Origin of the sequence: Methanomethylovorans sp. (assembly GCF_050177135.1) — an archaeon.
In the GTDB taxonomy this organism is placed as follows: Archaea; Halobacteriota; Methanosarcinia; order Methanosarcinales; family Methanosarcinaceae; genus Methanomethylovorans.
Map to the genome: position 1 here is coordinate 1 of NZ_JBFXHJ010000017.1, position 23644 is coordinate 23644.

General features: G+C 42.2%; 21 protein-coding genes. 12 read left to right on the top strand and 9 right to left on the bottom strand.

Features of this window, described 5'->3' with window-relative positions:
* Positions 1-641, bottom strand: a 641-nt coding sequence (locus AB7U21_RS02635) for an Ig-like domain-containing protein (RefSeq protein WP_428386853.1), incomplete at its 3' end; no start/stop codon positions are given.
* On the bottom strand, positions 629-2422 hold the full coding sequence (locus AB7U21_RS02640) for a S8 family serine peptidase (RefSeq protein WP_428386854.1): 1794 nt from the start codon (positions 2420-2422) through the stop codon (positions 629-631). The genes AB7U21_RS02640 and AB7U21_RS02635, both read right to left, overlap by 13 nt.
* A 290-nt stretch (positions 2423-2712) precedes the next feature.
* On the opposite strand from AB7U21_RS02640, the gene thrC reads away from it, so the two are divergent.
* Positions 2713-4056: a threonine synthase gene (gene thrC, locus AB7U21_RS02645; RefSeq protein ID WP_333788050.1), complete on the top strand. Its 1344-nt coding sequence runs from the start codon at positions 2713-2715 to the stop codon at positions 4054-4056.
* A gap of 28 nt (positions 4057-4084) precedes the next feature.
* Here thrC and AB7U21_RS02650 read toward each other — a convergent pair whose 3' ends face one another.
* Positions 4085-5896, bottom strand: coding sequence for a KUP/HAK/KT family potassium transporter (locus AB7U21_RS02650; RefSeq protein ID WP_428386856.1), 1812 nt, complete (start codon positions 5894-5896; stop codon positions 4085-4087).
* Between the two features lie 206 nt (positions 5897-6102).
* On the opposite strand from AB7U21_RS02650, the gene AB7U21_RS02655 reads away from it, so the two are divergent.
* Complete coding sequence (locus tag AB7U21_RS02655) at positions 6103-6660, top strand: MarR family winged helix-turn-helix transcriptional regulator (protein ID WP_333787867.1); 558 nt, start codon at positions 6103-6105, stop codon at positions 6658-6660.
* 51 nt (positions 6661-6711) lie between these two features.
* Here AB7U21_RS02655 and AB7U21_RS02660 read toward each other — a convergent pair whose 3' ends face one another.
* The gene (locus AB7U21_RS02660) at positions 6712-8022 is read right to left on the bottom strand and encodes a hemolysin family protein (protein WP_333787868.1); all 1311 of its coding nucleotides are present in this window, start codon (positions 8020-8022) and stop codon (positions 6712-6714) included.
* A 222-nt stretch (positions 8023-8244) separates the two neighbouring features.
* Here AB7U21_RS02660 and AB7U21_RS02665 point away from each other — a divergent pair, with 222 nt between their 5' ends.
* Together AB7U21_RS02665 and AB7U21_RS02670 are read left to right on the top strand one after the other, a co-directional pair.
* Positions 8245-8742: an N-acetyltransferase family protein gene (locus AB7U21_RS02665; RefSeq protein WP_333787869.1), complete on the top strand. Its 498-nt coding sequence runs from the start codon at positions 8245-8247 to the stop codon at positions 8740-8742.
* Positions 8743-8975: 233 nt separating this feature from the next.
* A complete protein-coding gene (locus AB7U21_RS02670; protein WP_333787870.1) occupies positions 8976-9746 on the top strand; it encodes a phosphoribosyltransferase in 771 nt (256 codons plus the stop codon).
* Here AB7U21_RS02670 and AB7U21_RS02675 read toward each other — a convergent pair.
* On the bottom strand, positions 9648-10979 hold the full coding sequence (locus AB7U21_RS02675; protein ID WP_428386860.1) for an MFS transporter: 1332 nt from the start codon (positions 10977-10979) through the stop codon (positions 9648-9650). The genes AB7U21_RS02670 and AB7U21_RS02675 overlap by 99 nt on opposite strands.
* Positions 10980-11108: 129 nt before the next feature.
* Here AB7U21_RS02675 and AB7U21_RS02680 point away from each other — a divergent pair, with 129 nt between their 5' ends.
* The 7 genes from AB7U21_RS02680 to AB7U21_RS02710 all read left to right on the top strand — a co-directional run bounded on the left by AB7U21_RS02680 (position 11109) and on the right by AB7U21_RS02710 (position 17835).
* Complete coding sequence (locus AB7U21_RS02680) at positions 11109-11705, top strand: GTP-binding protein (RefSeq protein WP_428386862.1); 597 nt, start codon at positions 11109-11111, stop codon at positions 11703-11705.
* Positions 11706-11725: 20 nt separating this feature from the next.
* Positions 11726-12034 (top strand): divalent-cation tolerance protein CutA, encoded by a 309-nt coding sequence (gene cutA / locus AB7U21_RS02685; protein ID WP_428386864.1) that lies wholly within the window; start codon positions 11726-11728, stop codon positions 12032-12034.
* 526 nt (positions 12035-12560) lie between these two features.
* Positions 12561-14174 carry an ABC transporter substrate-binding protein gene (locus AB7U21_RS02690; RefSeq protein WP_333787874.1) on the top strand — a complete coding sequence of 538 codons (1614 nt, stop codon included), beginning with the start codon at positions 12561-12563 and terminating at the stop codon, positions 14172-14174.
* 156 nt (positions 14175-14330) lie between these two features.
* Entirely contained in the window at positions 14331-15320 is a 990-nt protein-coding gene (locus AB7U21_RS02695) for an ABC transporter permease (RefSeq protein WP_333787875.1), read from the top strand.
* On the top strand, positions 15317-16171 hold the full coding sequence (locus AB7U21_RS02700) for an ABC transporter permease (RefSeq protein WP_333787876.1): 855 nt from the start codon (positions 15317-15319) through the stop codon (positions 16169-16171). The genes AB7U21_RS02695 and AB7U21_RS02700 overlap by 4 nt, the downstream gene beginning before the upstream one ends.
* A 79-nt stretch (positions 16172-16250) precedes the next feature.
* Positions 16251-17228, top strand: coding sequence for an ABC transporter ATP-binding protein (locus tag AB7U21_RS02705; protein ID WP_333787877.1), 978 nt, complete (start codon positions 16251-16253; stop codon positions 17226-17228).
* Entirely contained in the window at positions 17218-17835 is a 618-nt protein-coding gene (locus AB7U21_RS02710; RefSeq protein WP_333787878.1) for an ABC transporter ATP-binding protein, read from the top strand. The genes AB7U21_RS02705 and AB7U21_RS02710 overlap by 11 nt, the downstream gene beginning before the upstream one ends.
* A gap of 145 nt (positions 17836-17980) precedes the next feature.
* On the opposite strand, the gene AB7U21_RS02715 is transcribed toward AB7U21_RS02710, so the two are convergent.
* From AB7U21_RS02715 to AB7U21_RS02730, 4 genes are all read right to left on the bottom strand, one after another.
* On the bottom strand, positions 17981-19081 hold the full coding sequence (locus AB7U21_RS02715) for a mechanosensitive ion channel family protein (protein WP_333787879.1): 1101 nt from the start codon (positions 19079-19081) through the stop codon (positions 17981-17983).
* 36 nt (positions 19082-19117) lie between these two features.
* Positions 19118-20227, bottom strand: coding sequence for a DNA topoisomerase IV subunit A (locus tag AB7U21_RS02720; protein WP_333787880.1), 1110 nt, complete (start codon positions 20225-20227; stop codon positions 19118-19120).
* Positions 20228-22096, bottom strand: coding sequence for a DNA topoisomerase VI subunit B (locus AB7U21_RS02725; RefSeq protein ID WP_333787881.1), 1869 nt, complete (start codon positions 22094-22096; stop codon positions 20228-20230). It abuts the gene before it with no gap.
* An 82-nt stretch (positions 22097-22178) separates the two neighbouring features.
* Positions 22179-22394, bottom strand: a complete 216-nt coding sequence (locus AB7U21_RS02730; protein ID WP_428386868.1) for an Lrp/AsnC ligand binding domain-containing protein — start codon at positions 22392-22394, stop codon at positions 22179-22181.
* Between the two features lie 97 nt (positions 22395-22491).
* Between AB7U21_RS02730 and AB7U21_RS02735 the strand changes: the two genes are divergently transcribed.
* Positions 22492-23644, top strand: a 1153-nt coding sequence (locus tag AB7U21_RS02735; protein ID WP_428386870.1) for a tyrosine-type recombinase/integrase, incomplete at its 3' end; no start/stop codon positions are given.

Sequence of the window (23644 nt, forward strand, 5' to 3'; positions counted from 1 at the left end):
GAGCTGGAAGATGTAGATCTTTCCACAGTTATAGTTACTGTTGATGACAAAGTTCCGGCATATACTGTGATATTGGTAACTCCTTGGTCAAGAGCTCTGAAATATCCGGTAGAACTATCGATCGTTGCAACGGTAGGGTTGCTGCTTTCCCATCGGAACGAAGTGCTAATAGAATTGTTGTTCTCATCAAATGCTTCAGCTTCGAATGTTGTGCGGCTTCCAGTGTAGTAAGTCGTCTGCTCTGGTGTGAAACTGAGGGAATCTATTGCATCCGCTGCGCCGCTGACAACTATAGCGCAGGGCTGTGGTCCCATTGGGACCGACTCGCCGGCCACTTTTACGGTGTACCAGCCTGCTTCCGGCTCTTCAAAGAGCACTTGTTCCACGTTGTTAATTGTGTCATTTACTACAACTTCGGTGCCATCAGGCTGCACTACAAGAAGTGTAAGGTCGTTCACAAGCTCTTTTTGTGCAAGCTCTGTACCGTAATGATCGGTCCATACAAGTGTGATCTTCAAGGGTTTGGAACTGCTGCTGACATAATAGTTTTTCTCAACGGCATCTCCTGTGGAGAGTTCCACATTATCTGCAAAATGTATGGATATGCCATCCGGGTACAAGGAAGCTCTCAGATCAAGCAATCCCCATCCTTATTATAGTCCGGTTGTGCTGTAACATCATTGCCATATTGGCCAGGTTGCATGTCACTGGCACCATTTATGACCGTAGCTTTCAACAGAGCCGCAGAAGGTGTCACATTCAGATTGTCCACATAGTTCTGTCTTATAAGCGCAAGACCGCCAGCTGCAATAGGGGTAGCCATGCTGGTGCCACCCATGTAAATATAGTCTTCGTTCACTGCCCCCCATCCCACAGTATCAGATACACTGGATCTTGTGGATATAATAAAGGTACCCGGTGCAACAATGTCTGGTTTAATACGTCCGTCATCCGTTGGCCCCCTGCTACTGAATGCTGCAACACCTCTCGGGTCATTGGCTATGTAGTCATTATTTATTGGTACCACCGGATAGTCGGAGTACCAAAAATCTCCCCACGTATACACTATCTGACCTCTGTTATTTTCAGATGCACCAACAGTAAGGCAGTTCTTTGCAGTACCTGGATATGAAATAGAATCATTATCAATTATACCATCATGGTCACTGTCTGTTCCGCTGTTGCCTGCTGCAAAGACGATCAACATATCAGGATGTGTCCACATGAATTGGTCTACATCTTTAGAAGAGGTCATGTATGAGCCATTACCACTGCCACCCCAGCTATTCGAATGGATACGAGCTCCAAGTTCATAGGCATATTCGAAAAGAACGCTTAAATTAGCAGGTACGACCACAGTTCCGTTTTCATAACCAATTGACTGGAATACTAATTGTGCTTCAGGTGCAACACCTTTGTATTGTCCATCGGATAATGACCCATTGCCCACTGCAGAACCGGTCACGTGGGTTCCATGTCCGTTCCTATCCTGAGGTCCATCACCTCCTATGAACTGGATATCTAATATGCGTCCATAAAGATCAGAAGTCATTGATGCATTATTGACCCCGGTGTCAAGACCGGTATCAGCAATCGCTAATATTTGTCCATTTCCTGTGAGGTTGTAGTTTTCATTGACATAAGTGGCATTGACGATCCCCCGGGCCACATCATTGAATACGATCAGTGGCTCGTATCCTTCTATCCACTTCACATCTCTTATAATGGAAAGAGCTGGTATCTTTGAGCTTTCGATATTGAGATGTATCCTGTCATCACTGGATCCATCCAGAATTGCTCCTCCAAGAGATATTATCTCCCATGTTACTTTTTCTTTAATGTTTCCTTCGTTCACAGGCTCAAATAAGGAGATCATGAGCTCCACGGAAACGTTCTCTTCCATCTTTGCTTGAAGAGCTGGGTCTATTTTGTATTCCGGGAAATACTCACCTATCCATCGTACTTGCTCAAGTTTTGAAACTGTGGATACAGTTGATCCATTCATTCTGAAGATAAATGCGTTATTGGGTACGTAATCAAAGAGTTCTCCACCTACCTTGGATATATCCTGTTTCCACATCTCCTGGACAGTATCATTGAATTGGACTATGTAATAGTTATATTCTTCAGGACATCCTGTCACCGGTTCGATAGATGAAGTACTATGACCATTCATGGAATTTGTCCGTGATCCGGGGGTAGATGTTGTTTGTATTATACCTGTTTTCAGCATTAGATCTGCCTGGTCCCAGGAATGCCTTTTTTGATCTTTCTCAGATCGTTCGTACTGGATATTAACGAAACTGGATTTAATATGGGTCGTATCTGGTCCTGTTATATTTACGCCAGCATTTTGATCTTCTGTATCGTTATCTGCATATGTGACCATTCCTGCAGTTGCAGAGAATAAAGCTATGTTCAAAAGTAAAATGAAAACGATCTTTTTTTTAATTGCCTCACATCCATTATTTTGAAGGACACAGTATACTATCCATATTAAATAAAAAATATATTTACTTTTTCATATTAAACTATTTTTGAAGCGGTCATATTGCAGAAAACAGAAACATAAGGAAGGGTAAGTTAACCGGCTTTAATCCCTTTGAACATTTAGGTGGATTGTGACAGTAACATTCTTAACCCAAAAGTAAATCATAAGTACTGATCATTCAGAAAGCTTATACTACCAATATCAACTAATCACTGATCAGTATGAAACTCTACAGCACTAATCTCCAGGCAGCAGAAGTGTCCTTTGAAACTGCTCTTATTGAAGGCCAGGCTCCTGACAAAGGTCTATACCTGCCAAGATCTCTTCCCCTTTTGTCAGGGGATGATCTTGTGTCCATGAAAGACAAACCATATCCAGAGGTTGCTTTCCGTGTATTGCGCAAGGTTCTGGAAGGGGAGATCGATGAGGCTTCCCTTAAAGGGATAACTTACGATGCTTATGACTATGATGTACCCCTTGAAAAACTGAACGAAAACACCTATATCATGCGTCTGGACCGCGGGCCCACTGCTTCCTTCAAGGATTTCGCAGCACGTCTGATGGCAAGATTGATGCAATACTATCTCAAAAGAGAGAACAGGGAAATAACCATTCTTACCGCTACTTCAGGGGATACGGGAAGCGCTGTTGCTCATGCTTTCTATGGGCTTGATAATGTAAGGGTCGTCGTGCTTTTCCCGCGTAATGAGGTTTCCGACCGTCAGCGGAAGCAGATGACCACCCTCCAGAAGAACATAACTGCAATAGCCATAGATGGTAAGTTCGATGATTGTCAGGCTATGGTAAAGCAGGCATTTTCAGACGAGCAGCTCAGGCATCTTAACCTGTCTTCTGCGAACTCTATTAATATTGGCCGACTTATTCCCCAGTCCCTGTACTATATTTACGCGTATGCGAATCTTTGTAACTATCCCGGAGAGATCATCTTCTCAATACCTTCCGGCAATTTCGGGAATATGATGGGCTGTGTGCTGGCAAAGACAATGGGTCTTCCTGTAAAGAAGATCATCGCTTCTGTGAACGAGAACGATGAAGTCCCATCCTTCCTCATCAGTGGTGAATATCATAAGATAGTTCCATCCCTTAATTGCCTTTCAAATGCTATGAACGTAGGTCATCCGAGCAATCTGGCGAGGCTTATTGCAGTTTATGGTGGTCAGATGGATGAGCAGGGCAATGTCAACAAGATGCCGGATATGGAAAAGCTAAGAAATGACATTTATTCCAGTTCTGTTACCGATGAAGAAACAAAGACCACGATGAGATATATTCTGGACAGTTATAGTATTCTTATTGAGTCTCACGGGGCTGTGGGAATAAAAGGCCTGTCCGATTACAGGAAAAAGACCGGGGATAAAACAATTGCAGTGACACTGGAAACTGCGCATCCTGCAAAATTCCCAGCAGAAGTGAAATCAGTGACAGGTATTGATCCTGAGTTGCCCAGCAGCCTTAAAGAAATAGAAGCAAAGAAAGAGCACATGGATTTCCTGGATGCGGACTACGAAACGTTCAAAGGGTACCTGTTATCAAAACTTTCTTAAGCCTCATTTTGAGGCTTATGATACCCCTTTACATCTCAAATCTTGTTATCACTCCATGAAGTTTTTCTGGCGGCAGCTTGTAGTATTGAACAAATGAAGGGGTAAGCTTCTTGATCATGGAGAATACCTTCCAGACAGGGTTATTGGTAATAATATCCTCTACTCCATAGAATATAGTTTTCTCTCTAATTCCTGCATTTTCTAGAATTTTTGCAACATCCACAACTTCCATATAACCCATCTCGATATCGAATGTCCTTAATCCCGGTGCTAGTTCTTCTTTGAAAGAGCTTTTAACGCCGAAGGGTTCTTCAAGTGAAGCAATAGAAATTATAATGTTATCTTCATAGACAATATCATTCCCGAACATCGTATGTGGGATGTATTGTGGGATCACATTGACATTCCGTGCAAAAAAAAGAGCTGTACCTTTTATTCTATTTGCATTTTGATACCTTTGTTTATATATCTGCAGGAAATCATCCAGTTTCATAGGTCTTAGGGACTGATACAGCCTCTTTTGGCCTGATGTATATATCATTATCATACTGAATATAAGAGATGCTATGGTAATGGACCAGATGCCCCCATGGGGGATCTTATACATGTTGGATACAAGGAATACCAGGTCAACAACTGTTACAAGGAACGAAACAGTTGCTTTTGTCCAGTCTTTTCTCAGACTAAATATCATAGTCATCATAATACCTGTGATCGCCATGCTTCCGGTGACTGTTAGCCCATAAGCTGCAGCAAGTTTGCTGGATTCTTTGAACTCATACATCACAAATAGCACGGAAATTAAAAGTAGCCAGTTAACGGCGCTTATGTATATCTGTGATTTCAACTCGTCTGATGTGTAATCGATCTTTAACATCGGAGCTATTCTTGTAGTGATGCCCTGATATACTATTGAGAACATGCCGCTTATCATTGCCTGTGAAGCAATGACCGTAGCAATGATACTAAGGATAAGGAATGGCATGTAGATGATATGTGCCTGTTGGAATATCATCTCAAAGAGCACGTTCGTAGAACCCGGGTTCCTTATGAGGAATGCTCCCTGTCCCAGATAGCTCAGCACCAGTGAAACGAATACAAATCTCCAGGCCTTTATGATCGGTTCTCTTCCCAGATGCCCCATATCAGCATATAAAGCTTCACCACCAGTGGCACACAAAATTACTTCTGATAATACAAAGAAACCTGATAACCCGTTATGCAACAGAAAATCAATGGCATAATATGGATTTATAGCCTTGAGTACGGATGGAGTGTAGATTATTGAGGCAATACCTGATAGAACAAGTGATAAGAACCATATGACCATCAAAGGTCCAAACATCCAGGCAATTTTCTCAGTACCCTTTTTCTGTATGGAAAAAAGGCATATTGCGATCACGCCTGCAATTGTAACAAGTGTTCCCTGGCCTATTGTTTCCAATCCGGGTATTATTCTCAGCCCTTCCACAGCACTTAATATGCTTATGGCAGGTGTGATCACGCCATCTCCCAGAAGGAAAGAAATGCCAACATATGATAGTATCGTTATTACAGTTACTTTTCTTCCGGATCTCAACAGAGGAACAAGTAATTCTTTTAATACGATGGTTCCTCCTTCTCCTTTTTTTCCAAGGCTCATTGCAAGCCAGGAATATTCAATAGTGACAAGTATTATCAATGTCCAGATGATCAGGGAAAGGACCCCTATCACATGAGCATATGTGACAGGTGTGATGAGGAATATGACCGCAAGCGTGTATATGGGGCTAGTTCCGATATCCCCAAAAACAAGTCCCATGGAATTAAGTATTCCTCTGGTTTCATTTTTGTTCAACACAAATGCATCTCCTCAATAAAGCCAGATGTGCAATCTTGTGGCCTCTTATTATGAGATCAATAGATAGGTATATCATTTTAGAACGGAATCTCACTACATATGCGATGCTATTAATACTTATGACAATGTTGGTTTGATCAACAGTAATGACAACATTATTTTTCAGTGATAATATTTAGATAGCATACAATTGGTATATTGTATACATGATAAACAATTCTGATACAGGTAATTCTTCAAGGATCGCTTCTGATCTCCTGGACACGATATCAAGGATCCTTAATAAAGCTGCTGCCATTGAAAAACAACCAGTTGATATTGGTCATGGTGTCCTTTTATACGCATCTGAAGTGCATCTGATAGATATGGCAGGGCGTTATCCGGAAGCAGGTATTTCCCAAATAGCAGCCAGACTTGGTATCACTAAAGGTGCTGTTTCCCAGACAGCAAAGAAACTCGAAGAGAAAGGTTATATTGAACGTGCTAACCGGGAAGGGGACAAGAAATCTGTAATCATCAGGCTGACAGAACGCGGAAAGGATGCGTTTTACTGGCATTCAGCTTATCATGAAATGGTGAATCAGGATATGATCGGGCAAGTATCAAAACTATCCCGCAGAGATATTGAAAATGTTTTTTCAATTCTTATGCGAATGGAACGTATGCTTGACAATTGCCCCGCAGTAAGAAAAAAATTAGCCGCCAGTTCGTGCTGGAGAAGCCCTGAGCATCCAGATGAGGACCGTTCTCAAAGTAATATCTGAAAGGCCGATCAATATAGCTACCCTAAACAGGAAAAGGGTTGGGTCTTTGACTCATGATACCTCTGGTTTTGGTATCTTTTCTACCAGCACTTTATCTATTCTATTGCCATCCATATCCACCACTTCATAGCGCAGCCCTTTGAATTCTATGTGTTCTCCTGTGATTGGTATTCTCTGTAATACATACATGATGAATCCGGCAATGGTTCTGTAATATCCTTCTTCTTCCTCCGGAAAAGTATCTACGGATAGAATATCCTTTAGTTTTTCAATGGATGTATCTCCATCGATGAGCCACGATCCATCTTCTCTTACCACAACAGGTGTCTCCAATGGTTCTCCAATAGTTCGGACATCTCCGACGATAGCTTCAAGAATATCATGCAGAGTTATGATCCCCTGAATGCTTCCATACTCATCAGTAATGAGGGCAATATGCACCCCAAGCTCCTTGAACAATTCAAGGAGTTTCAGAACAGAGATGGCCTCGGGTACAAAGAGAGGGTTAGTTACATTAGTTCTTATATCAACTTCACCGGATTCCACTATTTTGGCCAGGATATCCTTTACGGATACCATGCCTACAATATTATCCAGGTCCCTTTCGTAAGCAGGAAAATAGGATCGTCCACTGATTATCATTTTCTGCAGGTTCTCATTGACGGTATCGTCCAAGTCAAGAGCAATAATATCACTACGATGGATCATCAGTGATTCTACTCTGAGATCACCTATCTCAAGCACTCCTTCTATCATGCTCAACTCTGCTTCCTCAAATACTCCTGCTTCGGTCCCCTCTTCGAGCATGATCTTGATCTCTTCCTCTGTTACAGGTGGTCCACTGATCTTCTGGATCCTCAGTATCCTGAGCACGGCTTCGGTGGACATGCTAAGAATAATTACCAACGGCTTTGCGACAGTTGAAAGGAAAAGCATGGTCCTTGCAACTTTAGAGGCAATAACTTCTGCCTTGTTGAGTGCGAGCTGCTTTGGGACAAGTTCCCCAAAGATCAAGGTGAGGTAGGTGATCACGAGTACTACAAGAGTGATACTGATCGCATTACTGTAAGGAGCAAGGGCTGGCACATCTCTGATATGAGATGCAAGACCTTCTGCCACCGTGGCCCCTCCAAATGCGCCGGCAAGGATCCCTACAAGCGTGATCCCTATCTGTACCGTCGAGAGGAATGGGGTTAATTTGCTAGCTAGTTCAAGTGCAGCTACTGCTCCGGTATCTCCTTCTTCTGCCAGTTGCTTAAGGCGTGTCCTTTTGGATGAAACAAGAGCAAATTCAGACATAGAAAAGATACCATTGAGTACGATCAAAACAATGATGATGACAATCTCAAATGTATAAGCCATTTTACAGGTATATAACAGGGTTATAATTTAAAGTTAATTCATTATTCTCCGGTAAGGGTATTTCTTATTTCTATGGTCAATCATAAGGCAAGGGCAATTCCTTGACTCCAGGTGGTCCGTAATCTTTATTAAAGTTAGTATATCAACTAAACTTAAATAGTTTAGTATCTATACTATTTCAGAAACTTCCTATTTAATACTATTAGAACTAAAGGAGGACAAATGTCAGAATACTTGCTTGAGCCAATAGGTCCATCCGACCAGAAAGACGTAATAGATATTTTCAATTACTACATAGAGCATAGCTTTGCAGCGTATCCGGAGCATAAAGTACCATATGAGTTCTTTGGCATGTTCCTGGATATATGTAAAGATCATCCATCGGTCATGGTCAGGAATAATGAAGGCGTATGTGCAGGTTTTGGAATGCTTCGTCCTCATAATCCCATGCCGGCATTTTCTCATACTGCAGAGATCACATATTTCATAAGACCAGAGCTGACAGGTAAGGGTCTTGGTTCACAGATGCTGGAATATCTTGTGACAGAAGGGAAAAAGCGTGGAATTTCCAATGTTCTGGCAAGCATTTCCTCACTTAACGAAGGTAGTATCCGTTTCCATCAAAAGAATGGTTTCATTGAATGCGGCAGATTCAGGAAAGTCGCCAGAAAGAAAGACATATTCTTCGATATTGTCTGGATGCAGAAGGACATTGGATAAAAATGCTCTTCTGATCTCCCTTTTCATGTGGATCAATTGAAGTGATCGGTACATTCAGTTACTACAAATCTATTTATGCTTATTTTACAAAATACCATTTGGAAAATTCAAAAGGGGAGAATAGAGTACTGTTTTTTGCTGTTAGGCATTTTTATTTGGCACAGGTACTTTAAGGGGTTGCGTCTTCATATTTGCACAGCGACCCATTTTAAAAAATATTTTAAGGGAAAGCCATGTTCAAAAACAGAACAGATGCCGGGAAAAAGCTTGCAGTGGCAATAAAGAAATACAAGGACCATAATGTCCTGGTTCTGGCTATTCCAAGGGGTGGAGTAGAGGTAGGGTATCAGGTAGCTGAGTATTTGAATGCAGATTTTTCAATATTGATCTCAAGAAAACTGCCTTTTCCTGACGATCCTGAAGCAGGTTTTGGCGCCATAGCAGAGGATGGGAGCACTTTTATTTTCAATGATGCAGCTTTGTGGCTTTCCGGAGAACAGATAGATCATATCAAGCAGGAACAGATCAATGAGATAAACAGAAGGATCGCGGTATTAAGAAAAGGCAAGGCCTTGCCGGAGATGGCTGGAAGGACCGTCATACTGGTCGATGATGGTCTTGCAATGGGCTCTACCATGAGGGCTGCAATAATGCTTTGTAGAAAAAGGGAAACAGGAAAGATAGTTGTTGCAGTCCCGGTTGCCGGAAGGAGGGTTGCTGACGGGATGGCGCTGATCGCAGATGAGCTCGCAGTCCTGGAAACGCCTCGAAATTTCATGGCCGTTGCACAGGTCTATGAAAATTGGTATGATGTTCCTGACACAGAGGTTTTGGATATACTGAGCAGAGAAAAAAGTAACTGCATGGTACAATGTTACATCTCTAATGCTTCACAAAGCGGCCCTTCAGCTGAACTCTTGTTTCTGTCTGCTTTTTTCAATCTTTATGAGCCTGAGGGAAAGGAATACGACAATGTATATGATAACAGCTGCAACCAGAAATGACATTGCTTTCAGCTGGGTGTACAACACTCCTCCTGCAAGAAGTCCGATTATGCTTGCCAAACTACTGGCGCTCATAGCAAATCCCTGTACAGAGCCCTGGTAGGTCTTTCCTGCCAGCTTGGAGAGCATGGACAGGACACAGGGCCACATTATCCCGTTACCGAGTGCGAAAAAGACAGCCGCCAGATATAGAAGGAATATATTTCCGGGAACTATCAGGATGAACTGCAGTCCCAGGATGAACCCTCCGGCTACTATCAGCACTGATTCAGCATAGCGGGTGGTGAGTTTCCCAAGAACTGGTCCCTGAACGAATGCCATCATAGCACTGAGCACAGAAAAATAAATGCCTAACTCAGCAGGGCTCCATTCCAGAGCAGTGGCGGCAAAGACGGGAAAGGCTGTATAATATATATTGAAGCCCAGAAAGATGAGAAAATAAAGGACCATCATAAATGGGATATATTCGAGCTTGAAAACTTCACTGAATGTTATTTTTTTTCCGCCTTCCGCCTGATAGCACTCCTTGTGTTCCTGTCCCAGTAGCTTGCTGATGCTTTTAGTCTTCGGATACTCCTCAATGGTGCAGTTATGTGATTCAGGAAGGAACAAGATGATCATTAAAGTACCGGCAACTGAGATCAACAGGGCTGCAGAAACAGGGATCAGTTCTCCGTAGACCGTTGCTCCCAGAATCCCTGCAAGAGCAGGACCGCAAACGTATCCAAGGTTAGAGGCCACCGACATCCTGCCATAGTTCTTGTTTCTCTCCTCTTCGCTCGTCAGGTCTGCAAGATATGCGTTCGCAACCGATACGTTTCCCCCTGTAATACCATCAAGCGCCCTGGCAAAGAAAAGTGCCAGTAAAGGGAGTGTGATGGTGAAGGCTCCGAGAATATCAGATTCCACTTTTTTGAAAGTGATCACTGGAAGGAATAGGGCAATTAGGAAAATGGTCCATGCAATGAGGGTGCCGATCTGGCTTAAAAGCAGTATCTTCCTTCTCCCGTAAAGGTCAGACCACCTTCCCAGGATAGGAGCTCCTATCAGTTGAAATGCAGGGTAAGTGGAGCCTAGCAGGCCATAGATCAGTGCATTTCCCCCGTAATCTGTAACCAGGAATACAAGAAAAGTCAGGATGATCCCAAACCCCAGGGTCCCGATGAATGTAACAGTATACAGTGGAAAAAGCTCCTTCCCATCTTTCCGGGGATTTTCAGAAGCCAGTGTCATCCATAAAGCAATATGTCCATCATAGTTTTAAAAATAATCCCCCAGAGCAAACCGACATTAAGTTCACAGCAAGAAATTAATAACCTGAGGACAGATAGGAAACGTATCTTCTATATAGGGGGTTGAATTGTGAAAGTGATAATTGTTGGAGGACTTGCTGGCAGCGGCAAGACAACAATGATCTTAAAGCTGTCAAAGAGATTCAGCGATGCCGGACAAAGGATTGGTGTCATTGTACAGGAAACAGGTGATGTGGATTATGATGAAGGCACCCTGCATGAAATGGGAATTAAAAAGAAAGACATCGAAAGTGTGTGTATTCCATGTTCCCTTGATGCGGACATCATCAACAACATACAGGCTTTGCAAGAAGAGTTCAGGCCGGACCTGGTGTTCATCGAGGCAGAGGAAACCGTGCTGCCTGTCAGGATAAAGGCCGATCTGCAGCGAATGATGATGGAAAGCATGCAAATAGCTCCTATGATCACTATGGTCGATGCTAAAGAGTTCCCCCTGGAGATCCCAATGTTGTTGAGATATGCAAGGATCCAGGTCGAAGAAACGGATATCATCTGTCTGAACAAAGTGGATATGGCAGATAACGAGCGTACTTCGCGATTAAAGACTATGTTCAAAGATCTGAATTCAAAGGCTATTATACTTGAAATGAATGCAAAGGAAGGCACAGGGATCTCTGAATTGGTCGATTCTCTTGGATTAAACTAATACCTGGAGATGTGTATAAGGTGATAATTGTCGTACATACTACCACAGCGAACATGGAGGAAGCTAAAAGTATCGCTAATGCCCTCGTTGAAAAAGGGTTTGCTGCATGTGTCAACATGCATCCTATAACTTCTGTCTATAAATGGAAAGGGAATGTTGAAGAAGAAGGAGAGGTCGAGCTCTCCATCAAGACAACTTCCGAAATGCTGGAAAAAGTAAAAAAGACTATCAACTCTATGCATAGTTATGAACTTCCTGCACTTGTATGGTGGCCCATTGATGGAGAAAAAAAATATGCAAAATGGATCACCGAATGTGTGAAACAATGATGGAAGAAGAAATTATTTTGTTCTCCAGAAATCCTTTAATTGAGGTGTACATCTTTCTTTAAATGATGATGGTACTTGTTAACATGATAAACATATAATTTATTGAGGATTTCAATAATCCTCTTTTTTGATCGATTATTTATATCGTTATACAAGACAATTTCAGAATAACGGGTTTTTCGAAATTCTTTATTATATTTTCTAGTCTTTCCTATGTCTGATATTTCTTAATAAGTGACATATAAGAAGATACTTTTTTCCTTCGGGAGCTTCTTTTCACAAAACGTTGTCTTACTAGAATATGAACATTTTTGAGGTAACTGGATGGCCTGGTCTGGTAATACTAATTAAACCAAAAGTATTAAATAATGCAATTAATGTAAAGCATTTACTTATTTAAAGCATGTAAATACTAAATTTATAATTTTTTGTAACACAATACTAGTAAGTTGTAGTTATTCTACACTACTTATAGAGTGTATTACGAAAACAAGCAGAAGGTGGAAATTAATATAGGAGCGATATGATGAAAAGATCATTGAGTTTTTTATTGATGGGGATACTAATAATTGGTGTAGTTGCGATCTCCGGATGCACTGACAACAGTACAGGGGAAGCAAGTACAGGAGAAACAGGTATAGCTGAACTGATTGCAGCGGTAGGAACTCATGGTGGAGAGCCTGCTACGGGCTTTAACCCTATCACCGGGTGGGGTTACAACCACGAACCTTTGATACAGAGTACTCTCTTTAAAAAAGATAGTAATGCAAATTTGATCAACGATCTTGCTACAGATTACACAGTTAGTGAGGACGGATCAACGTGGACTGTCAAAATAAGGAACGACGTTAAATTTCACGATGGGGTGCCACTAACAGCCAAGGATGTAGCGTTCACGTTTAACACAGCAGCAGATGCAGCTGGTGAAGTGGACCTTTCCATGCTGGAAAAAGCTACAGCCATTGACGATAGGACAGTTGAATTTAAACTAAATGATAACCAAGCTACATTCATTCACAAACTCTCAGTGATCGGAATAGTCCCAGAACATGCCTATAGTGAAAATTACGGTCAGGATCCCATAGGATCTGGCCCGTACAAATTTGTACAGTGGGACAAAGGACAGCAAGTAATTCTCGAAGCAAATCCGGATTATTATGGTCAACAGCCATACTTCAAAAAGCTCACCATAGTATACATGGAAGCAGATACTGCTTTTGCAGCTGCTAAGGCAGGAAAGATCGATCTGGCTGAAATTCCATCTTCTTATGTCAATCAAAAGGTGAACGGTATGAAGGTAGTATCCCTGGATTCCATCGATGCTCGCGGAATAAGTTTCCCAATGCAGCCCAATACAGGTAAAAAAACTCAGAATGGATGTACGATTGGAAACAACGTAACCTCTGATGTTGCAATAAGAAAAGCATTGAACATAGGAATAGACAGGCAGGCTTTGGTCGATGGAGCATTGAACGGACAGGGCCAAGAGGAATTCACTGGTGTAGATAAATTACCGTGGGGAAACAAGGAAGCTATTTTTGAAGATGGAAATATCGATGAGGCAAAGAAGATCCTAAGTGATGCCGGATGGACAGATACTGACGGCGATGGTATCGTTGAGAAAAACGGACAAAAAGCTGAATTTACTTTGTTATACTCGGCAACTGCACTGGAAAGACAGGCATTGGCCGTTTCTATAGCAGAAGAAGCAAAAAAGATCGGTATAAACGTAAAAATAGAGGGCACAAGCTGGGATAAGATCGATACCCTGGCCCATTCAACACCCATCTTATTTGGATACGGCTCACTTGACCCCACCGACCTGTACCTAAAATACTACAGTAAGAGCTACAACCCTTCAAGCTACAATAACATAATTATGTACAACAACTCTGTTGTGGATGCCTATTTGAGAAAAGCCATCACCAGTTCTGATCAGGACACTGCCAATGAGAACTGGCAGCTGGCTGCCTGGGATGGAGAAACAGGATTTTCTCCAAAAGGCGATGCTACATGGATGTGGATGGCAACGCTCAATTATGTGTACATTGTAGATGAGGGTATAGACATGGGAACTCCAAAGATCCAGCCTCACGGTGCTGATATCTTTGGAAATATCCTTGAATGGAAGCGCACGTGAAGTCAGGTAGCAAGCATGTCTGTTCTTAAAATAGACCTCTAAAAAGGTTTATGGAGCTGAGGGCTACAAGTCCTCAGTTGCCCTCTTTTTTAGAAAATATATCTAACAGACATTTTTAGGAAGTATGGTCTGAAATGTAATGGAAGGGTAAGAAAAATGAACCACAAAAAATTCGGTATCTTTATTGGAAAAAAGACCCTTAGGTTACTCATCCTTTTAGTAGTTGTTTGCATTGCCAGCTTCTGGCTTGTTGAACAGTCTCCAATAGACCCTGTCAGAGCTTATGTAGGGGAAATGAGCATTCAACCGGAACAAAGGGCAATATTGGAGGAATATTGGGGAGTTAATACTCCTTCGCATGAAAAATTCTTAAATTGGGCAGGAAATATTCTCAAAGGGGACCTTGGGATATCATTGATCTATAGAATGCCTGTTGCGTATGTAATTAAAGAACGGTTCACAGCATCTCTACTTTTAATGGCTTCTTCCTGGTTATTGTCAGGGATCGTGGGTTTCATTTTAGGGATAATAGCAGGAATGAAAAGTGGAACCTGGATAGATAGAGCAATAAAAACTTACTGTTATGTGCTAATTGCCACTCCAACATTCTGGCTGGCATTGATTCTGTTACTTGTATTTTCAGTGCATTTGGGCTGGTTCCCTGTAGGTTTAAGTGTACCTATAGGTCTTACAAGTGCAGATGTGACCTTGTTTGATCGCGTGCAACATTTGATCCTCCCTACGCTAACTTTGAGTGTGCTAGGTGTTGCTCAAATTGCGATGTTCACCCGTGAAAAATTGATCGAAGTCCTGTCAAGTGATTATGTGTTATTTGCAAAAGCAAGAGGAGAAAAAGGATTAGATCTGGTACTAAGGCATGGGGTCAGGAATGTGGCACTTCCTGCTATCACACTGCAGTTTTTAGGATTCAGCGAACTGTTTGGAGGAGCAGTTCTGGTAGAGCAGGTTTTCTCTTATCCTGGAATTGGACAGGCTACAGTAGCAGCAGGCTTAAGATCTGATGTGCCTCTGCTGTTAGGAATTGTTATTATCAGCACTTTGTTCGTCTTTTTGGGGAACCTGATCGCTGATATTATATATGAGTTCATTGACCCCAGGATAAAACAGCAGGAGACAACAACATGAGTACTGCTGTAACGGTCAACAAAGGATTGTTCAGAGGACTGAATCTAAGGCAGAAGACACTTCTATTAATAAGCTTCATGTCACTGTTATTGCTTACGATCGTAACATGCAGTATCTTTATAGAAGGTGATTCATTATCTACTGACTTCGGGTCCAAGAACCTTGCTCCTTCTCTTGATCATCCGTTTGGGACCGACTGGATGGGAAGAGACATGTTGAAAAGAACTCTTGTAGGGCTGGGTTTAAGTATATTGATCGGAGCTATTGCATCCACGATCAGTACTCTATTGAGTGTGATATTAGGCTTACTTTCAAGCCTGGGAAAAATAGAGGATTCCTTTGTATCCTGGCTGGTAGACCTGTTCCTTTCAATACCGCATCTTCTTTTAATAATCCTTATTTCTATAGGATTAGGTGGAGGGGCAACAGGTGTTATTATAGGAGTTGCATTTAGTCACTGGACAAGCCTGACAAGAGTTGTAAGAGCAGAGATCAAACAGTTAAAAACCCAGGAATATATCCAGATCTCAAGAAATTTGGGCAAATCTAAGTGGTGGATAGCTGTGAAGCATTTTCTTCCTCATTTGATCCCTCAGTTCATATTAGGCACGATCCTAATGTTTCCACATGCTATCTTACATGAAGCATCGGTCACTTTCCTGGGATTTGGACTTTCACCCCACGAGCCAGCGATCGGTATAATTTTATCAGAGTCTATGAGGTACTTATCTGCAGGACACTGGTGGCTTGCATTCTTCCCGGGATTATCACTATTAATTGTAGTTCTTTCATTTGATATGATCGGAGAAAATCTGGACAAGCTGATGAATCCGAAAAAGGCTCAAGAATAGATTAACTTATGAGACACATTTGTAGAGATTATTTCCTAATTATCAGAGGGTACAGATATTAAATTGAAAGGGATAAAGTATGATAAATAATGCTGAAATAAATATTGAAAAAAAGGAGAAGTGTGAAGCTCTATTAAAGATCAAAGATATTTCACTTTCTTTCTCTCAATATGTCTCTGGACTTAGGCAGACTGAACTAAAAGTGATCTCCAATTTGAGTTTGGAAGCATACAGTGGAGAGATCTTAGCTGTTGTAGGCTCAAGCGGGTCTGGTAAAAGTCTTCTGGCACATGCTATATTAGGGATTTTGCCATCAAACGCAAAACTTTTGGGCAAAATGGAATATAAAGGCCAGGAACTGACCCATGAGAGAAAAAAGGAATTAAGGGGTAAAGAAATAGCTCTTATTCCTCAATCTGTAACTTATCTTGACCCTTTGATGAGGGTCTCCGACCAGGCGATCGGAAGTGTTGAAAAGAAAGATGAAGAGTCAATGAAGAAGCTTCAGAGGAAGATTTTCCGGAAATACGATCTAGAACCAGATGTTGACAGAATGTTCCCCCATGAATTATCAGGAGGCATGGCCAGAAGAGTCTTGGTCTCTACTGCCTTAATGAATTCGTCAAAGCTCATAATTGCAGACGAGCCGACACCAGGACTGGATGAAAAAAATCTGAATGAAACAATGAGTCACTTCAGAGACATGGCAAATAAAGGATGTGCAGTGATACTTATTACTCATGATATAGAAGCGGCATTAAAGATATCGGATAAAATCGCGATATTCTATGCCGGTACGATCCTAGAGGAAGCTAATATTGAAGACTTTAAAAATGACGGGGAGAATTTAAGGCACCCATATACAAGGGCTCTCTGGAATGCCCTCCCCCAAAACAAATTCCAGGCAATAAAAGGCCATCAACCAATGCAGGATGAGGTAATTGACGGGTGTTTCTTCTATGAAAGGTGTTACAGAAGAAATGAACTTTGTTCAAAAGGCACTCCTCAATTGAAAAAGATAAATGAAGGATCTGTGAGGTGCAACAATGCATCTTAAGGGTGAAAATCTGAGTTTTGGATACAAAAAGGATCATTTTATATTAAAGAATGTAGACCTATCTTTATACAGTGGGGAGGTGTTAGGGCTAATAGGTGATAGTGGAAGCGGCAAATCCACCCTGTGTAAAATACTATCCGGTTATGAAACTAACTATAGTGGAACTGTAAGTCTTGATGGGAATAAGATCCCATCAGGCATATATAATCCTGTCCAGCTCATCTTCCAACACCCTGAAAAAGCTGTAAACCCAAAATGGAAAATGAAAGCTATCTTAAATGAGGGACATGTTGTTTCACAGGAGATTTTAGATTCTTTCGGAATAAAGAAGAACTGGCTTAACAGATGGCCGAATGAGCTTTCCGGAGGCGAGCTCCAAAGATTCGCTCTTGCCAGGGCTTTGAGTCCAAAAACTAAATTTTTAATCGCTGATGAGATAACTACTATGGTTGATGCTATTACTCAAGCTCAGATATGGGAAAGTATCTTGAATATGGTTGAGGAGCTGAATATAGGGGTTCTGGTTGTGAGCCATGATAAAAACCTAATAAATAAATTATGTCACGATGTTCTGTACTTATCTGATATAAATACTGTTAACTACTAAGGGAAGGGTATGCTTCCAATTTAGTCTTTAAATCGGCTCTGTAGAAAAATGCACATTATGTTCTAACCACTGAGTACTCTATGGTTGCATCTGCCCACGTTGAGATTGTTTATGCGTTTTTCGACAGGGCAAAAAGTTCCCTTTTTTAATTTGGAATGCTTTCCTGCTTATCCTTTATGTAAAGAGTACGTGTCGGGAAGGGTATTTCTATGCCCTCCTTCTCAAACTCTTCTGCGATCCGGCTATTGACAATGTCTATCAGTTTCATTTTGTCAGAGGGGCTTTTTATCCACATATAAAGTGCAAAATTAAGGCTTGAATCTCCGTAATTCTCTAAACGCACCGCAGCAGCGGGGTCATCAAGGACCAGGTCTATATCCCGAATTATTGCATGCAGGACTTTTCTTACCTTCTCCACATCGGATCCATAGGCAACACCCATAGTCATCTTTACCATCATTATGGACTGCGGTGAAGTATAATTAATCACTTTACTGTTGGCGATTATGCTGTTGGGTATTATTATCATATTGTTGTACAGGTTCATTATCCTTGTAGTCCTTATACCGACTTCATGTACAATTCCCACTTCTCCGCTTTCCAGTTCTATTCTGTCTCCTCTTTTGAAAGGCTGATCAAAGTATATGGAAATGCCACCGAAAAGCTGTGCAATGGAATCCTGCGCTGCAAACGCCACGGCAAGTCCGGCTATACCAGCCGATGCGAACAAGGGTGTAACGTTGATGCCCCATATCAGATTAAGTATAGCTAAAATTCCAATGAATACAAGTACTACATTTACAATTCCTTTGAATAAAGGTAATAACTCATCGTCTATCTGGGTCTCGGTTCTGCGTGTAATATGCGGAAATGCCTTTTCAAAGAGGATCTTGTTTATTTTTATTAAAGCAATGATCCATACTACGAACAGTAAAGTGAGGCTTATGGAATCTACTATGGATTCATAGTTCTTTGTAAAGTAAGTGTAATGCAAAGAGAATATAGTTCCTGAAATGATCACTGTCAAATACAACGGTTTCCTCAATGCAGCTATAATGAGGTCATCGAACTCGAACTTTGTCTTTGAGGCATAGTGCATGAAAACGTTCTTGAAAATAAAGTCAACAACTGCAGCAATGACAATCGATGAAATAAATATGAACGAGGCTATAGCAAGGCGAGACTCAAGTGACCCTTCAGGAGTACTTAGTAAATTGTTCAGATAAAGAGACACCGTATCGTTCATTGTAGCATGTTCCTTATATCAGGTGCTATATTTTATTTAAATGACCTTAAGTTCCGTAAGTCTCTCAGGCAGATATCTGTCGGTCACGAAATCCAGGCCCTTGCCGGCAAAAGCCTGCTGTTCGGCCTTCTTATTGATCTCAAGCTGCAGGTTGATCTGTTCTCTCCAGTAGTCTGTAGCAAAACGCGGGTCGCTGAGTTCACTTCTAAGGGCACCTACATCTTTTTCTGTCAGTTTATCGGTGGATAGTTCATATTCCACAATATCTGAGGGCTGAACTCCTACGAACATTGCTCCTGGTGTTGCCATGTGTTCTGAAAGATGTGCACTTTTGATAGCTCCGTATGCCACGGACGCGAAAATGCGGTATGACCAGGGATCACCATCAGTGAACACCACCACAGGCAGGGATAATTCTTCGCTCATACGTTTTATGATGCGTCTGGTGGACCTTGCAGGCTGGCCTTTGAGATGCACAAGTATAGCGTTGTATTTTTCATCGAACCCGTTCTCAATAAGCCTGGCGTACATACCACCAGTCTCGATGGCTATTATGAAATCAGCATCATGGTCAAGGAACTCTATGTTCTCCACATTGAACGGTATCTGATAACCACTTTCTCCGATGTCTTCCTGACAATGGATCGTTCTATCTCCTCTCTTTGTCTCCTCCCGTATCCTTATAGGGCCGAACATCGTAGCCCCATCCTCTTCGGGCCGCATGTGGAAATATTCTCTCTGCAATCCTGTAATGATCTCCAGGTCCTCTATGAGCCTGTCACTTTCAGGCTGTTCCCGGAACTTGGCGATATCCCAGTTCTCGGAGATATAATACAATTCCCTTAATGTGGAGCCACGGTTCTGAGCAATGTGGTTCTTTATCAGAAAGTCGACAGTGTGCACTGATTTAAGCAGCTGGAAAGCTCCCTTTACAGTCTTTGCACTGCGTTCGCTTTCCCGGTCACCATATACCCAGACCTCTGAGTCATCATTGTACTCGATATTGTTCTTGGTCCTGGTTGGCAGGCTCACAGACGGCACTTCTCCATCCATGAACTGCTTATAAATTGTATCTGTCAGTCCATAAAGGCGGCTGCTAGCAAGTTCATCGTGTTCTTTTTTCTGTTGTGATATTTCCCTGGCCATTCAAACCAGCCCCATGATAGCTTTTGCACCGGTTACGAGTTCTTCGTCAAGTCCTTCCACGATCAATTCAGGGAACTTTGCAGCTTCTGCATCGGATAGCGTATCCACTAAATAGCTTATGGCCTTTGAGGAGCCAGTGGAAACTGATATCTTCCATACGTAATCAAAATCATTGCCCATGGATATTACCTTGGGTTCCGGTGTCGTTTCTCTTATTTTGAAGGGAACCATTTCGTGTACCGTACACTCTAAGGTCTTACCTGAGAAATTCTTGAGCATTATGGAGACCCTTGCGCTATCATCGGCATTGCGGCTTATCTTTCTGCTCACAAGCAAGTTACCCATGATCCTCGCAACAACAGGATTGATGTCCGGCACATCTTTGTCCAATGTTTCTGCAAGCTTCTTTGCCATCTTGGGAAGTACTTTGGTAATTATTATCTCTTTCTCTCTGCGCTTTTTCAGGTTTTCCTGCCGGTTCATATACATGTTAAGCTTACGACCGACTTCCTTTATTGCCAGCTCGATCTCAGCTTTTATTTCAGGAATATCGGCTATAGCATCTTTTGACTCAGAGGTGAACGGCACATTTGTTGATGCTACATGGACCAGTATAGCGACAGGTCCGGTGGGCAGTCCTCCTCCTGGCTGATTAAGACCGTACTGTTTCCATTTTATGGATTCTATGGCATGCGTGGTCACGCATCCGCCTTGCTGGTATAACAAGGGCACCCTGTTGGCAAAGCGCAGGATATCCACACGGTCTTCTTTCTGCAGATCGCCTCCGTAGGCCATTCCTACTTCCACAAGGAAAGGATTTCCGGAATAGACCGACGGTGTCCTGCTGGTAGTTGCAATAAAGTCTACATTGAACTCCTTTTCCAAGCCTTTGTAGATCAGGTTATCTCCTATAGGGGAAAGACAGTCGGTGGGAGGGGCCATGATCTTCACCTTGCCGAAGGCGTCAAGCAGTTTCTTTGCCTGGTCCCTGTTGATCTCATGGGGGTCCATTTCTCCGTCAAGACCGGAAGCCTTGCAGATCTCTTCTGCCGTAAGGTGGCCTATCTTTGAAAAGGAATAGCGCAGGAAAGGTGTCAGTTTTTGCCTTTCAGTATACCTGAGCATCTTCATGAGTGTTCCCAGTTCTATCCCATGTGGGTGAGGCAGAATTTCCTTTGCAGCCTCCGGTATCTTGTCGGTTGCCCTTTCGAACAGGATGTCATTTTTGTCAGGTTCTATTAGCTTTATACGTGCGTGAGGATTTACAATGGCCGTTGACCGTAGATACTCGGTCACCGACTGTCTTCTCCCCTTAACATAAGAGGCTTCCATCTCCAGCTCGATGCGTGTGCCATGATGCCGATCCCAGTCAAGTACTTCTTCCTTCAGTATCTCAGGTTCATTGGTACTTGTGTTGATCATTAGCTCATAGTAGTGCGCAGGTTTTCCCTGCCCGATCTTTGAGATGATCCTTGTGGGATGGCCTGAGGTCAATTGAGAATATAGCACAGATGCGGATATGCCTATACCCTGCTGTCCTCTGCTTTGTTTCAGAGCATGGAACCTCGATCCATAAAGCAGCTTTGCAAAAACCTTAGGTATTTGCTCCTTTACTATTCCAGGTCCGTTGTCCTCAACAATGATCACTAAACTGTCTTTGTCCGACCTTTCCACTTGTACGAGAATGTCTGGAAGGATCTCAGCCTCCTCACAGGCGTCCAGGGAGTTATCCACAGCTTCTTTTATGGTTGTGATAAGACTGCGGGGGGCTGAGTCAAATCCAAGTATCTGCCTGTTCTTTTCGAAGAATTCAGCTACACTTATTGATTTCTGATTTTTTGCAAGTTCTTCTGCAATTGGGATTTCCATGTACTATCATCCTTAGTTAAGCATGTCAGCTAAAGCTACTTCTTATATAAAAAACACGCTATATAAATATGCTGTGCCTTCCTTATTTCAGTTCGGCGCCAACTATGGTCTGTGTAGCCGTAACAAACTCGTTTTCTCTTATGTCATCGACTATATTGTTCAATCTGCTGAGGTCTTCGACATCCACAATTACGACAAAGTCGTATTCTCCGAAAACATGATAAATGTCCTTGATGCCTTCAATATTTTGCAATTCTGTATAAGCTGCCCTCTCTTTTCCAGGCAGCACATTTACCATGGTCACGCCAACTACGGTAATACATCATCCCTCCTAATTTATATATTACGAATCGGATATTTCTACATAATCCGATGCGTACAGTGAGTTGTTAAGCATGAAATGGGAAACATTGGATAAATACGAAACGGTAAAAACGTGGTTAGAAGTCATTGACCCAAAGCCGAATACACGGCGTAATTACCTTACTGGATTGCAGGAGTATGTCGATTTTACGGGCCTTAATCCAGATGAACTGCTTGCCGAAGCTGATAAAGAAGTTACGGCAGGCGTCCTTGCAAGGGACAGAATGATGAAAAAACGATTGATTGGATTTAGGCAGGAGTTAAAACGGCGTGGCTTGGCAGTGAATACAAGAAGAAATCATTTTTCAGGCGTCCGGTCATTTTACAAGGCATTTGATCATGAGATCCCGAACGTGGGAAGGGAAGAGAAGGCAATCCCAAAGGCAGAGCATCTTGATATTCCCTCAAAAGAGGACATCCGGCAGGCATTGAAGGCGTGTGATTTGCGGGATAAGGCCATCATCCTTTGTGGATGCAGTTCAGGTTTAGGTGCTGCCGATATTGTAAATCTTACAGTTGAGCAATTCAATAAAGGCTATGATGCTGAAAGTGAGATTACAACATTTTTCATCAGGCGTGAGAAGTCATCCACGGACTTTGTTACCTTTATCAGCCCTGAAGCGTCAAGGGCCGTTCACGAATACCTGAAATATCGGAATCGTAAGGCGAATACCAATGATAGATACAGGCAGATGCAACTGGATAAACAGAAAATCAGTGACAATAAGGGCTACCTGTTTATTAAAAGGTCCGTGGTAGATGAATATCTTGCAAGCATGGATGAAGAATTGAGGAAGCTCGATACAAAGGGACTGCTTAAGGCATATCGTGTGCTATCAGAACGTGCGCAAAAGTCCACTGCAAGGGGTGTATGGAACCTGATTCGGTCCCATAATATGCGCAAATTTTTTAACACGACACTGAAAAATGCGGGATTCGATAGCGAGAGAGTTGAATTTTTCATGGGGCATACTCTCGATGGTACTAAAGGTGCCTATTACAGAGCAGAAGCGGACAAACTAAAGCTACTGTATGCGACTTTCGTTCCTTATCTCACCATACAAAAGGAACTTGATGTCACAAGTAGTCCCGAATACCAGAAGCTCCGAACTGAAAATCAGGATCTAAAAGCGGCAAAGGAATATTACAAAGCCGAACGTGGAGAACTGGAAGCACTCGCTAAGG